The organism is Mesorhizobium sp. M7A.F.Ca.CA.001.08.2.1 (assembly GCF_003998455.1).
GTDB lineage: Bacteria > Pseudomonadota > Alphaproteobacteria > Rhizobiales > Rhizobiaceae > Mesorhizobium > Mesorhizobium ciceri.
Map to the genome: position 1 here is coordinate 1 of NZ_RZPW01000106.1, position 11,605 is coordinate 11,605.

Sequence of the window (11,605 nt, forward strand, 5' to 3'; positions counted from 1 at the left end):
AAACCCGCCTGTGCGGCGGGTCATCGGCGCAAGTCAACGCCATACCGGAATTATTAGCATAGCTGCCCTCACATGTCAATGAAAAGCGACCCGACTGACTGTCGTCCGGCCCTCCGTTGACCTGAGTTTGGAGTCTGCAAATTCGCGTATGGCGATTGCGATCCAGCCATGCGCATTCTATCTCTGAAAAGCCCCTCGGGAGAGGACCAGCCCGGAGGAGGGTTCTGATGTTTCGCTTCGTCTTTCGTCTTGCCGCAATGATCGCGCTGTCGATTTCCGTCATCATGGCGGTGCTCGACGCGACACGCACAGTGGCGGCCTCCGTGCTGGTGCTGACCCCGCTCAACAGCAGTTGGCTGGCGGTCTCGCCCGACACGCGGGCCGCCTTCGAGACCTTCATCCGAACCAAGACCAGCCCGCTGCTGTGGGATGGCGCCATCGCCTGGGTGCTGAACCAGCCGGGCTTCGCCGTGTTCGCGGTGCTGGCTTTCCTGCTCTATGCGATAGGCTACAGGCGGCAACGTCGCGCCGGACAGTTCGTCGCAAACTGATCCGCTTTCCGCGAAGAGAGGGAAACCCGCGCATGTTCTTTCTCAGCGATATGCTGAACAAGAAGCTCAATCTGCCGAAGCCCTCCGAGGCCCTGCCGGGCCGCGCCAGGGCGATCCCGACCGCATCCAGGCACAAGGTCTTGAAAAGACCGCTCAAGGGTCCTTATCCCGAGGGGCTGGAGACGGCCATGTTCGGGCTCGGCTGCTTCTGGGCTGCGGAGCGGCTGTTCTGGCAGATCGAAGGCGTCTGGGTCACCGCGGCCGGCTATGCCGGCGGCTTCACGCCCAATCCGACCTATCAGGAGACCTGCACCGGGCTAACCGGTCATGCCGAAGCGGTGCTGGTGGTCCATGACCCCGGGATCGTCTCCTATGCTGGGCTTCTGAAGCTGTTCTGGGAAAGCCACGATCCCACGCAGGGCATGCGCCAGGGCAATGATGTCGGCACCGCCTATCGTTCAGCGATCTACACGAGCGACGAGGCGCAACTGTTGGCGGCGAGCGCCTCGCGCGATGCGTATGAGACCTCGCTGCGCGGTGCCGGCCACGGCAGGATCACCACCGAGATCGCCCCGGCGGCCGAATTCTACTTCGCCGAAGCCGATCACCAGCAATATCTGGCAAAGAACCCTTACGGCACGTGCAACCTCAAAGGCACCGGTGTCGATTGCGCCATCCCTGCCGCCGCCTCCGCCTGACACTTGGCGCAAGGACAAGCTGCGGTGCGGCTTGCCTGCACCAAGCTTTTCCAAAAGGTCAAAATTCCGCGTGAATTTTGTTTCGGGCCATGCCAGATTGCCGCCGAGCGGGAGGGAATACACTCCTGGCTGACGTCGCATGCCTGCCGGAGAACCGGGCCGGCATGCGGTGCGTAACGGAAAAAATAACCGACAGGGTGTGGATCACATGAAACGTATCGTTCTCGGCCTCCTGGCCGCAACCGCAATGGTTCTTCCGGCTTTCGCCGCGGATGTCCAGCCGGCCATCCTCTATGATCTCGGCGGCAAATTCGATAAATCCTTCAACGAGGCTGCCTATCACGGCGCCGAGAAATTCAAGACGGAAACCGGCACGGCCTACGTCGAATTCGAGGTCTCCAACGCCTCACAGCGTGAGCAGGCGCTGCGCCGCTTCGCCGAGGACGGCCACAACCCGATCGTCATGGCCGGCTTCGCCTGGGAGGATGCACTGAAGAAGGTCGCGGCCGAATATCCCGATCTCAACTTCGCCATCATCGACGACGCCGTCGACATGCCCAATGTCCGCTCGCTGGTATTCAAGGAAAACGAAGGCTCCTATCTCGTCGGCATCATGGCGGCGATGGCCTCGAAGTCGAAGAAGGTCTCCTTCGTCGGCGGCATGGACATCCCGCTGATCCGCAAGTTCGAATGCGGCTATGTCGGCGGTGCCAAATCGGCCGGCGCGACCGATGTCATCCAGAACATGACGGGTGACACGCCGGCTGCCTGGAACGATCCGGCCAAGGGCGGCGAGATCGCCAAGACGCAGATCGACCAGGGCTCCGACGTGGTCTATGCCGCGGCAGGCGGCACCGGCGTCGGCGTGCTGCAGGCGGCGGCAGATGCCGGCAAGCTCGGCATCGGCGTCGATTCCAACCAGAACGGCCTGCAGCCCGGCAAGGTGCTGACCTCGATGCTGAAGCGCGTCGACGTCGCCGTCTACACCGCCTTCATGGACGGCAAGAACGGCACCTTCAAGGGCGGCGTCGAGAATCTCGGCCTCAAGGAAGGCGGCGTCGACTACGCCATGGACGACAACAACAAGGCGCTGGTGACGGACGAGATGAAGGCGGCCGTCGAAAAGGCCAAGGCCGACATCATTGCCGGCAAGGTCGAAGTACACGACTATACGACTGACAACGCCTGCCCCTATTGAGCGGCACGAACATACAGCCATGATCTGCAAACCGCCGGGCGCCAGCCCGGCGGTTTTGCCTTTACCGGATCGAGCGAAACCTTCGCTCCGTGCCGGACACCGTTTCGAGATACAGATGCAGCCGACGATCGGACCCATGGGCGAGCACGACGTAGCAGCGGTCGCGCAACTGCGCCTGTCTGCCTTTTTCGAGGGAACCGGAAGGACTCTCGGGGAAGATGCGGCAGGGCTTCGCGACTTGATCGCCGGTGACGGTTTCGAGGCGGCATTCGTGGCCCGGATCGGCGACACCCCGGTCGGGACATGCCTGCTGGTCCGCCACGAACTGGAGCCCGCGCATGATCTGACGCCATGGCTGGCCGGGTTGGTTGTCGATGCAAGGTATCGACGCCAAGGCATCGCCACCGCGCTGGTCAAGGCAACGGAAGCCCATGCGGCGTCACGGGGCGTCGAGATGCTCTATCTCTACACATGGGATGCGCGTGGTTTCTACGCGGCCCTCGGCTGGAACATCGTTGAGATATGCAGTTCGGACGGCGAGACGATGGCTCTGATGTCTCGCCGGCCTCGCCTATAGCAGCTTCGCGACGAGACAACCGAGCGCGAACGCCACCATCAGTCCGGCGGCAACCACAAATCCACGCCGGCCGCCCAGCGCGTGGACGCCGACGCCGTATGGCCGCTGCGACAGGCTTCGGATCACGGTTGGCGGCCTGGCGTCGCTCAGGCCAGAACTACGCATCTGCGGCAGCTCGCCAATGCGCTGCGTGATCTGCTTCCAGCGCTCCTCGCCATCCCCCGGTTCGGCACGGTCGAAGACGTGCATGCGCTCGGCAAGTCGCACGACCTCGTCGCGGAAGGCCGGGTCGATCTCCAGATCACGTTCGGCCCGTTCGCGCTCCGCATCGTTCATCAGGCCACGCACATAGTCGCTGGCCCGTGCAATGCGATCGCTTTCACTGGCCATGGCGTGCGCCCTTCCCTTTTTCCTCACCAGTGCGGCGGCTTGGTTACAGGCACTTCATCTCCCGTCTGCTCCTCCAGCGCCAGGAAACGATCCGTCAGCGCGTCGAGCTTGCGCTGCATGCGCTCGATCACTTTCCACTGCTCGGCGATCTGGCCGGACAGTTCCTCGATGGTCTTCTCCTGCTCGGCGGCGCGGATTTCCAGCGTCGTCAGCCGGTCGGCGGGTATGGTCATGTGAATTCCCCAGTCTTCACCGCGATGTCTTGCGCCGCGATGTCTTGCGCCGCAATGCGAATTTCGGCTTCGTCATACTAGCGAATGTGAAGGCCCCGGCCACGTTGCAAATTGACAAGCGCACCGGGATTTGTCGAGAGTGAACCTGCTCCGCCAATTGGCACGGGCGGAGCGTCATGCTAGGCGTTTTGACCAAGCGATAAAAAAATAAGAGTGGGACAGGCTGCATGGCGCAAGCCGCAATCGAGTTGATCGGCATCAACAAGAGTTTTGGTGCGGTGCGCGCCAACCGGGACATCAATCTTGAGATCGGTCGCGGCACGATCCACGGCATTGTCGGCGAGAACGGCGCTGGCAAGTCGACGCTGATGTCGATCCTCTACGGCTTCTACCAGGCCGACAGCGGCGAGATCCGCGTTGGCGGCCAGCCGGCTTCGATCAAGACCCCCAATGACGCCATCGCGCTCGGCATCGGCATGGTGCATCAGCACTTCATGCTGGTCGACAATTTCACGGTGCTGGAGAACGTCATCCTCGGCGCCGAAAGCGATGCGCTCTTGAAGAAGAGCATCGCCAAGGCGCGCTCCGAACTGGAGCGGCTGGAGCGTGAATACGGGCTGGAAGTCGATCCCGATGCAATCATCGAGGAACTGCCGGTCGGCCTGCAGCAGCGTGTCGAAATCCTGAAGGCGCTCTATCGCGGCGCCGAGATCCTGATCCTCGACGAACCGACGGGCGTTTTGACGCCGGCCGAGGCCGACCATCTGTTCCGCATCCTTCGGCAGTTGAAGGACCAGGGCAAGACGGTGGTGCTGATCACCCACAAACTGCGCGAGATCATGGCCATCACCGACACGGTGTCGGTCATGCGCCAGGGCACGATGGTGGCAACCCGCGAGACCAGGAAAACGACTGTCGAGGAACTGGCCGAGCTGATGGTCGGCCGGCGCGTGCTCTTGCGGGTCGAGAAGGGCGAGGCAGAGGCCGGCGCCGTCAAGCTCGCAGTCAAGAACCTGACGGTCAGGGATACGCGCGGCGTCACCATGGTCGACGACATCTCCTTCGATATCAGGGCCGGCGAGATCGTCGGCATCGCCGGTGTCGCCGGCAACGGACAATCCGAACTGCTCGAGGCGATTTCCGGCATCAGGCGTGCCGTTTCCGGCTCGGTCATGCTGGATGGCAAGCCGATCGACCTGACCGGTGCCGCCGACCCCGGAGAGTTGCGCGACCGTGGCCTGGCGCATGTGCCGGAGGACCGCCATCACGTCGGGCTGGTGCTGGCCTTCGAGGAGAACGAGAATTCGATCCTCGGCTATCACGATGATCCCCGCTATTTGAAGGGGCCGTTCCTCAACATCGATGCCATCCGCAACGATGCCAGGGACAAGATCGCCAAATACGACATCCGCCCGGCCGACTGCCGGCTGAAGACCGCCAATTTCTCCGGCGGCAACCAGCAGAAGATCGTGCTGGCACGGGAGATGGAACAGGACCCGGGCGTGCTGATCGTCGGCCAGCCGACACGCGGCGTCGATGTCGGCGCCATCGAGTTCATCCACAAGCGCCTGATCGCCATGCGCGACCAGGGCAAGGCGGTGCTGGTGGTGTCGGTCGAGCTGGACGAGATCCGTTCGCTGTCCGACCGTATCCTGGTGATGTTTGCCGGCCGCATCGTCGGCGAGCGCGGTCCGGAAGCGACCGAGGGCGAGCTCGGCCTGCTGATGGCCGGCATCGAGCACCAGGAGGCCGCGCAATGAGCACGCCTTACGCCAAACTGCCGGCCTGGGCCGACTATGGCCTGATCCCGCTGATCAATCTGTTCGTCGCCTTCGTCGTCGCCGGCTTCGTCGTGCTTCTGGTCGGTGAGAATCCGTTGCGCGCCGCCGTCATCCTGGTCGAAGGCGCCTTCGGCAAAGGCACAGGCATCGCCTTCACCCTGTTTTATGCCACCACCTTCATCTTCACCGGGCTTTCGGTGGCGGTGGCGGCGCATTGCGGCCTGTTCAACATCGGCACCGAGGGGCAGGCCTACATCGCCGGCCTTGGCATCGCCATCGTCTGCCTGAGCTTCGACAGTACACTGCCATGGTGGCTGACCTTCCCGCTGGCGATCATTGCTGCGGCGGCGGTGGGCGCATTGTGGGCGCTTATCCCGGCCTATCTGCAGGCCAAGCGCGGCTCGCACATCGTCATCACCACCATCATGTTCAACTTCATCGCCGCCTCGATCATGGTTTACCTGCTGGTCGGCCCGTTGAAGCCAGCCGCCTCGCAAGCGCCGCAGACGCGCAACTTCCTCGCCGGCGCGGAACTGCCCAAACTCAACTGGATCATCGAGCTGTTCGGCGCCAAGATCCGTTCGGCGCCGCTCAACGTCACCTTCCTGCTGGCGCTGGTCATGGCCTTCCTGGTCTGGCTGCTGATCTGGCGCACCAAGCTCGGCTACGAGATGCGCACCTACGGTCACAGCCCGAAGGCGGCACGCTATGCCGGCATTTCCGAAACCCGCATCATCATCACCGCCATGATGATCTCGGGCGCACTGGCCGGCATGATGGCGCTCAATCCGGTGATGGGCGATCAGCACAATGTCGCCATCGACTTCGTTTCCGGCGCCGGCTTCGTCGGCATCGCCGTGGCGCTGATGGGCCGCCTGCACCCTGTCGGCATCGTATTGGCGGCGGTCCTGTTCGGCATGCTCTACCAGGGCGGCGCCGAACTCGCCTTCGAGATGCCGGCAATCAGCCGCGACATGATCGTCATCATTCAAGGCCTGGTGATCCTGTTTGCCGGTGCCCTCGAGCACATGTTCCGGCCCTACATCCAGGCGCTGTTTGCCTCGTTCAGTCCGCGATCGGTCGGCATGGAAGCGGTCAAGGGGAAAGGTGCCTGAGATGGATGTGTTCAACGCGATCATCCAGACACTGGACTCCACCATCCGCCTCTCGGTGCCGCTGCTGCTTGCTTGCCTCGCCGGGCTCTATTCGGAACGCGCCGGCATCTTCGACATCGGCCTCGAAGGCAAGATGCTTGTCGGCGCCTTCGCCGGAGCGGCCGCAGCTTCCGTGTTCCATTCGGCCTTTCTCGGCCTCGGCATGGCGGTCGTGATCTCGGTCGCCTTCGCCATGATCCACGGCTTTGCCTCGATCACTCATCGCGGCAACCAGATCGTCTCCGGCGTGGCGATTAATTTCATCGCCGCCGGCTCGACCATCATCCTCGGCCAGGCCTGGTTCCAGCAGGGCGGGCGCACGCCGGCGCTGCAACCGGGCGAGCGCTTCGAGGCCATCACCTTGCCGGGCGCCGAGGCCATCCGCGACGTGCCGATCATCGGACCGGTCTATGCCGAACTCCTGTCGGGCCACTCGATCCTGGTCTATCTTGCCTTCCTGATGGTGCCGTTCACCTGGTGGGTGCTGTTTCGCACCCGCTTCGGCCTGCGCCTTCGCGCCGTCGGCGAGAACCCGGCCGCCGTCGACACCGCCGGCATCTCGGTCGCCTGGCTGCGCTACCGGGCGCTGATCTGCACCGGCATCCTCACCGGCATTGCCGGCGCCTACCTGTCGATGGTGCAAAATGGCGGCTTCGTGAAGGACATGACTGCCGGCAAGGGCTATATCGCGCTGGCAGCCTTGATCTTCGCCAAGTGGAAGCCGGTCAACGCCATGTTCGCCTGCCTGCTGTTTGGCTTCCTGGACGCTGCGTCGATCCGCCTGCAGGGATCCCCGCTGCCCATCATCGGCAAGGTGCCGGCGCAGTTCATGCAGGCGTTGCCCTACATCCTCACCGTCATCCTGCTCGCCGGCTTCATCGGCAAGGCCATTCCGCCACGCGCCGGCGGCGTGCCTTACGTCAAGGAACGTTGAGCGACGGGTCGGCTTTGCGCCGGGTTTTGAACACGATCATCGGAGAGAACGCTGAATGTCGCATGATCTGTTCGAGGCCGCCAAGGCCGCCATGGCCAAGGCCTACGCGCCCTATTCTAAGTTTCCGGTCGGCGCTGCCCTGCGCACCGAGGACGGTCGCGTCTTTACCGGCGCCAACATCGAAGTCGCCTCCTATCCGGAAGGCTGGTGCGCCGAGACCACGGCGCTCGGCCACTACATTATGGGCGGCGGCGGCAAGATCGTGGAAATCGCCGTCCTAGCCGAACGCATGGCCAAATGCTCGCCTTGCGGCGGCTGCCGCCAGCGGCTTGCCGAATTCTGCCGGCCGGAAACAAAGCTCTATCTCTGCGACAATGCGGGTGTGGCCGAAACCGTGACCATGGGCGACATGCTGCCTTACGGCTTCCGCGGCGATATTTTGAAATGAGCAACAGGCTCAAATGAACAGCTGGCAACGATGACGGAAAAAGCCCTGGATCATCTCGTCGAAAGGCTGGACGGCCTGGCGCCGGCCACGGCACTGGTGCTCGGCTCGGGCCTCGGCGGTCTGGTCGACCAGATCGAGGACCCGATCCGCATCTCCTATGCCGACCTGCCCGGCTTTCCCAGAAGCGGTGTCACCGGGCACGCCGGCGAAGTGGTGGCAGGGCTGTTTGCCGGCGTGCCGGTGCTGCTGCTGTCGGGCCGTGCCCATTACTATGAGCACGGCAACGCCGCGGCGATGCGGCCGGTGCTGGAAGTGCTTGCCGGCATCGGCATCACGAAACTGATCCTCACCAATGCCGCCGGCTCGGTCGATCCGGACATGCCGCCGGGCTCGGTGATGCTGATATCGGACCACATCAATTTCTCGGGCACCAACCCGCTGATCGGCGAACCAAGCGACCGGCGTTTCGTCGGCCTGACCGAAGCCTATGATGCCGGCATCCGCCAGGCCATCGAACGGGCGGCAAAAGCGACCGGCACCACCCTGCATAAGGGCGTCTATATGTGGTTCTCCGGCCCATGCTTCGAAACGCCGGCCGAAATCCGCATGGCGCGCATCATGGGCGCCAATGCGGTCGGCATGTCGACCGTACCGGAGGTCATTCTCGCCCGCTTCCTCGGACTGCGCGTCGCCGCCTGTTCGGTCATCACCAATCTGGCGGCCGGCATGACCGGGGCCGAGCTTTCGCACCAGGAGACCAAGGACATGGCGCCGGTCGGCGGCGCGCGGCTGGCGACGATCCTGCAGCGCGTGTTCCGCGACGGGCTGCTGGAGATCTGATGCTTCCCCAGGAAATCATCCGCCGCAAGCGCGATGGCCTCAGGCTGTCGGAGGAGGAGATCGCCGGCTTCGTCGCGGGCGTGACGTCAGGCGCCGTTACCGACGGCCAGGCCGGCGCCTTCGCCATGGCGGTGTTCTTCAACGGCATGAACCGCGACGAGGCCGTGGCGCTGACGCGGGCGATGCGCGATTCCGGCGATGTGCTCGACTGGTCGGACCTGCCAGGCCCGGTCACCGACAAGCATTCGACCGGCGGCGTCGGTGACAATGTCTCGCTGATGCTGGCGCCGATCGTCGCCGCCTGCGGCGCCTATGTGCCGATGATCTCGGGCCGTGGCCTTGGCCACACCGGCGGTACGCTGGACAAGATGGATGCCATTCCCGGCTACGTCAGCCAGCCCGATGTCGCGCTGTTTCGCAAGGCGGTGCTCGAAACAGGCTGTGCCATCATCGGCCAGACCGCCGACCTCGCACCCGCCGATCGACGACTCTATGCGATCCGCGACATCTCCGGCACGGTCGAATCGGTGCCACTGATCACCGCTTCGATCCTGTCGAAGAAGCTGGCGGCCGGGCTGCAATCGCTGGTGCTCGACGTCAAGGTCGGCAACGGCGCCTTCATGGAAAAATCGCGCGACGCCACCGCACTAGCCAACAGCCTGGTTGAGATCGCCAACGGCGCCGGACTGAAGGCCTCGGCGTTGATCACCGGCATGAACGAGCCGCTGGCGTCGGCCGCCGGCAACGCAGTCGAGGTGCGCAACGCCGTCGATTTCCTCACCGGCCGGTATCGTGACCGTCGGCTTGAAGATGTGACGCTGGCGCTGGCCGCCGAAATGCTGCAGTCGGCCGGGCTGGTGTCGTCCAATCAGGATGGCATGCGGCGCGCCACCGAGACGCTCGCCAGCGGCCGCGCCGCCGCCACTTTCGCACGCATGGTGGCCGCGCTTGGCGGCCCCGCCGATTTCATCGAGAAACCGGAAAAATATCTGCCTGCGGCGACGATCGAACTTGCCGTCAAGGCGACCGCAAATGGCTTCGTCACCGGCATCGCCACCCGCGATATCGGGCTCGCCGTGGTCGGCCTGGGAGGTGGACGCACGCGGCCGGACGGCCAGATCGACCCTGCGGTCGGCATCACCAGACTATTGCCGGTCGGTGCGGAGGTTGGGATCGGCGAGCCGCTGGCGCTGATCCATGCCCGCTCATCGGCCGATGCCGAGGCCGCCGCGGCAACCGTGCTTTCGGCCTATATGGTCGGCGCCTCGAAGCCGCCCGCCGACAAGTCGGTCATCCGGCGGATTCTGCCGCGCGGCTAGAGCAATTCCAGGAAAAGTGTGAAACGGTTCTCCCCGGGAAAAAGCGCATAGCGCTTTCCCTTGGGAATTTGGGAAAACGAATAGCCTTACTGGACGAGCAGCAGCGTGCCGTTCTCGACCTGGTATTTGTCGAGCCGGTTGAGGAAGCTCATGCCGATCAGATTGGTGCGCAGCGCCCTGTCGTCGAGCACGATGGTCTGGACGTCATTGACGGTGATGCTGCCGATCTGCAGGCGGTCGATCATGGCCACGGCCGCCTTGATGGTGCCGTTGGCGGTGTTGACCTCGCGGTTGAAGTCGGAAGCGTTCAGCGACAGGCCGATCCTGCGTGCCGTCGAAATGTTGATGGCGACCAATGTGGCGCCGGTGTCGATCATGCCGTCGACCTGACGTCCGTTGAGCTTGAAGGGTGACGAGAAATGCCCGCGTTCGTCTGCCGCGACGAGGACCTTGCGGCCCATCGGCAGCGGTGCCGCGGGCTTGTTGGGCACCGATGCCAGATTGACGTTCGGCTGGGCTTCGACCGCTTGTTTGCCCGGCACCGCCGACCTCAGCAGGTTTTCGACGAGTTGCGGATTCGACTGATACACAATCGGTATCGATGCCGATGTACCGGCGAAAACGGCGAGGATCAGAAGTTTGCGCAGCATGGATCGGCCTCGCCGCATGACCCCGAAAATCGGGAACGATTTTCGGAAAGGCTCATGCACAAAATCAAGGTGCTACAGCGTCCTTTGCGCGTCCGAAACGGACGCGCGGCGCTGTAGTGACAGCCGATCGTTAAGCCCGGATGGTGTTTGCCGCTTTAACGCGCGCCAAAACCGCGCCTTTGCGTAAATATTTGGTAAATCGTACCAGGCGACTTCGTCTGGTATTACTTGGTCCCGTACATGCGGTCGCCGGCGTCGCCGAGGCCGGGCATGATGTAGCCCTTCTCGTTGAGCTGGCGGTCGATCGAAGCGGTGAAGACGGGAACGTCCGGATGCGCCTTGATGAAGCGCTCGATGCCTTCGGGCGCCGCCAGCAGGCAAAGGAAACGGATGTTGGTGGCGCCACGCTCTTTCAGCTTGTCGATCGCCGCGATCGCCGAATTGGCGGTGGCCAGCATCGGATCGACGACGATCACCAGCCGGTCGGCGAGGTCGCTCGGCGCCTTGAAGAAATATTCGACCGCCTCCAGCGTTTCGTGATCGCGGTAGAGACCGACATGGGCGACGCGCGCCGCCGGCACCAGGTCGAGCAGGCCTTCCAGCAAGCCGTTGCCGGCGCGCAGCACCGAGGCAAAGACCAGTTTCTTGCCCTCGAGCGTCGGCGCTTCCATCGTTTCCATCGGCGTTTCGATGGTCGTCGTCGTCAGTTCGAGATTGCGGGTGACCTCGTAGCCGAGCAGCAGCGAGATTTCGCGCAGCAGCCGGCGAAAGCCCGCCGTCGAGGTTTCCTTCTTGCGCATGATGGTCAGCTTGTGCTGGACAAGCGGGTGGT

14 protein-coding genes are annotated in these 11,605 nt (G+C 63.6%); 10 read left to right on the forward strand and 4 right to left on the reverse strand.

All coding sequences use genetic code 11. From position 1 onward, the window contains the following. The first annotated feature begins 227 nt into the window (after positions 1-227). The 4 genes from EN914_RS09225 (at position 228) to EN914_RS09240 (ending at position 3,024) form a co-directional block, all read left to right on the forward strand. Positions 228-551: a hypothetical protein gene (locus EN914_RS09225; protein ID WP_024502789.1), complete on the forward strand. Its 324-nt coding sequence runs from the start codon at positions 228-230 to the stop codon at positions 549-551. Positions 552-583: 32 nt separating this feature from the next. Next, positions 584-1,249: a peptide-methionine (S)-S-oxide reductase MsrA gene (gene msrA / locus EN914_RS09230; protein ID WP_024502790.1), complete on the forward strand. Its 666-nt coding sequence runs from the start codon at positions 584-586 to the stop codon at positions 1,247-1,249. 208 nt (positions 1,250-1,457) lie between these two features. Then, complete coding sequence (locus EN914_RS09235; RefSeq protein ID WP_024502791.1) at positions 1,458-2,447, forward strand: BMP family protein; 990 nt, start codon at positions 1,458-1,460, stop codon at positions 2,445-2,447. 115 nt (positions 2,448-2,562) lie between these two features. After that, the gene (locus EN914_RS09240; RefSeq protein WP_013529636.1) at positions 2,563-3,024 is read left to right on the forward strand and encodes a GNAT family N-acetyltransferase; all 462 of its coding nucleotides are present in this window, start codon (positions 2,563-2,565) and stop codon (positions 3,022-3,024) included. On the opposite strand, the gene EN914_RS09245 is transcribed toward EN914_RS09240, so the two are convergent. Together EN914_RS09245 and EN914_RS09250 are read right to left on the reverse strand one after the other, a co-directional pair. Continuing rightward, positions 3,019-3,414 (reverse strand): hypothetical protein, encoded by a 396-nt coding sequence (locus tag EN914_RS09245; protein WP_013529635.1) that lies wholly within the window; start codon positions 3,412-3,414, stop codon positions 3,019-3,021. The genes EN914_RS09240 and EN914_RS09245 overlap by 6 nt on opposite strands. A 23-nt stretch (positions 3,415-3,437) precedes the next feature. Beyond that, positions 3,438-3,647 (reverse strand): SlyX family protein, encoded by a 210-nt coding sequence (locus EN914_RS09250; RefSeq protein ID WP_013529634.1) that lies wholly within the window; start codon positions 3,645-3,647, stop codon positions 3,438-3,440. Between the two features lie 227 nt (positions 3,648-3,874). On the opposite strand from EN914_RS09250, the gene EN914_RS09255 reads away from it, so the two are divergent. The 6 genes from EN914_RS09255 to deoA are packed head-to-tail and all read left to right on the forward strand — an operon-like array spanning position 3,875 to position 10,123. Beyond that, positions 3,875-5,407 (forward strand): ABC transporter ATP-binding protein, encoded by a 1,533-nt coding sequence (locus EN914_RS09255; protein ID WP_024502792.1) that lies wholly within the window; start codon positions 3,875-3,877, stop codon positions 5,405-5,407. Continuing rightward, complete coding sequence (locus EN914_RS09260; RefSeq protein ID WP_024502793.1) at positions 5,404-6,543, forward strand: ABC transporter permease; 1,140 nt, start codon at positions 5,404-5,406, stop codon at positions 6,541-6,543. The genes EN914_RS09255 and EN914_RS09260 overlap by 4 nt, the downstream gene beginning before the upstream one ends. Position 6,544: 1 nt before the next feature. Continuing rightward, positions 6,545-7,516, forward strand: coding sequence for an ABC transporter permease (locus EN914_RS09265; protein ID WP_024502794.1), 972 nt, complete (start codon positions 6,545-6,547; stop codon positions 7,514-7,516). A 55-nt stretch (positions 7,517-7,571) separates the two neighbouring features. Further along, positions 7,572-7,964, forward strand: a complete 393-nt coding sequence (cdd, locus tag EN914_RS09270; RefSeq protein WP_013529630.1) for a cytidine deaminase — start codon at positions 7,572-7,574, stop codon at positions 7,962-7,964. Positions 7,965-7,994: 30 nt separating this feature from the next. After that, the gene (locus EN914_RS09275; RefSeq protein WP_024502795.1) at positions 7,995-8,804 is read left to right on the forward strand and encodes a purine-nucleoside phosphorylase; all 810 of its coding nucleotides are present in this window, start codon (positions 7,995-7,997) and stop codon (positions 8,802-8,804) included. Next, positions 8,804-10,123 carry a thymidine phosphorylase gene (gene deoA, locus EN914_RS09280; protein WP_024502796.1) on the forward strand — a complete coding sequence of 440 codons (1,320 nt, stop codon included), beginning with the start codon at positions 8,804-8,806 and terminating at the stop codon, positions 10,121-10,123. The genes EN914_RS09275 and deoA overlap by 1 nt, the downstream gene beginning before the upstream one ends. A gap of 86 nt (positions 10,124-10,209) precedes the next feature. On the opposite strand, the gene EN914_RS09285 is transcribed toward deoA, so the two are convergent. Both EN914_RS09285 and upp read right to left on the reverse strand, forming a co-directional pair. After that, on the reverse strand, positions 10,210-10,773 hold the full coding sequence (locus tag EN914_RS09285) for a TIGR02281 family clan AA aspartic protease (RefSeq protein ID WP_024502797.1): 564 nt from the start codon (positions 10,771-10,773) through the stop codon (positions 10,210-10,212). 224 nt (positions 10,774-10,997) lie between these two features. Next, positions 10,998-11,605 (reverse strand): uracil phosphoribosyltransferase (gene upp / locus EN914_RS09295; protein WP_127389057.1); only part of this gene is annotated, 608 nt, incomplete at its 5' end.

What these genes read in the sequence shown, in the direction of transcription:
- deoA (WP_024502796.1), top strand. Translation starts at nt 8,804, where the DNA reads ATGCTTCCCCAGGAAATCATCCGCCGCAAGCGCGATGGCCTCAGGCTG.
- EN914_RS09225 (WP_024502789.1), top strand. Translation starts at nt 228, where the DNA reads ATGTTTCGCTTCGTCTTTCGTCTTGCCGCAATGATCGCGCTGTCGATT.
- EN914_RS09275 (WP_024502795.1), top strand. Translation starts at nt 7,995, where the DNA reads ATGACGGAAAAAGCCCTGGATCATCTCGTCGAAAGGCTGGACGGCCTG.
- EN914_RS09285 (WP_024502797.1), bottom strand. Translation starts at nt 10,773, where the DNA reads ATGCTGCGCAAACTTCTGATCCTCGCCGTTTTCGCCGGTACATCGGCA.
- msrA (WP_024502790.1), top strand. Translation starts at nt 584, where the DNA reads ATGTTCTTTCTCAGCGATATGCTGAACAAGAAGCTCAATCTGCCGAAG.
- EN914_RS09250 (WP_013529634.1), bottom strand. Translation starts at nt 3,647, where the DNA reads ATGACCATACCCGCCGACCGGCTGACGACGCTGGAAATCCGCGCCGCC.
- EN914_RS09260 (WP_024502793.1), top strand. Translation starts at nt 5,404, where the DNA reads ATGAGCACGCCTTACGCCAAACTGCCGGCCTGGGCCGACTATGGCCTG.
- EN914_RS09240 (WP_013529636.1), top strand. Translation starts at nt 2,563, where the DNA reads ATGCAGCCGACGATCGGACCCATGGGCGAGCACGACGTAGCAGCGGTC.
- EN914_RS09265 (WP_024502794.1), top strand. Translation starts at nt 6,545, where the DNA reads ATGGATGTGTTCAACGCGATCATCCAGACACTGGACTCCACCATCCGC.
- cdd (WP_013529630.1), top strand. Translation starts at nt 7,572, where the DNA reads ATGTCGCATGATCTGTTCGAGGCCGCCAAGGCCGCCATGGCCAAGGCC.
- EN914_RS09245 (WP_013529635.1), bottom strand. Translation starts at nt 3,414, where the DNA reads ATGGCCAGTGAAAGCGATCGCATTGCACGGGCCAGCGACTATGTGCGT.
- EN914_RS09255 (WP_024502792.1), top strand. Translation starts at nt 3,875, where the DNA reads ATGGCGCAAGCCGCAATCGAGTTGATCGGCATCAACAAGAGTTTTGGT.
- EN914_RS09235 (WP_024502791.1), top strand. Translation starts at nt 1,458, where the DNA reads ATGAAACGTATCGTTCTCGGCCTCCTGGCCGCAACCGCAATGGTTCTT.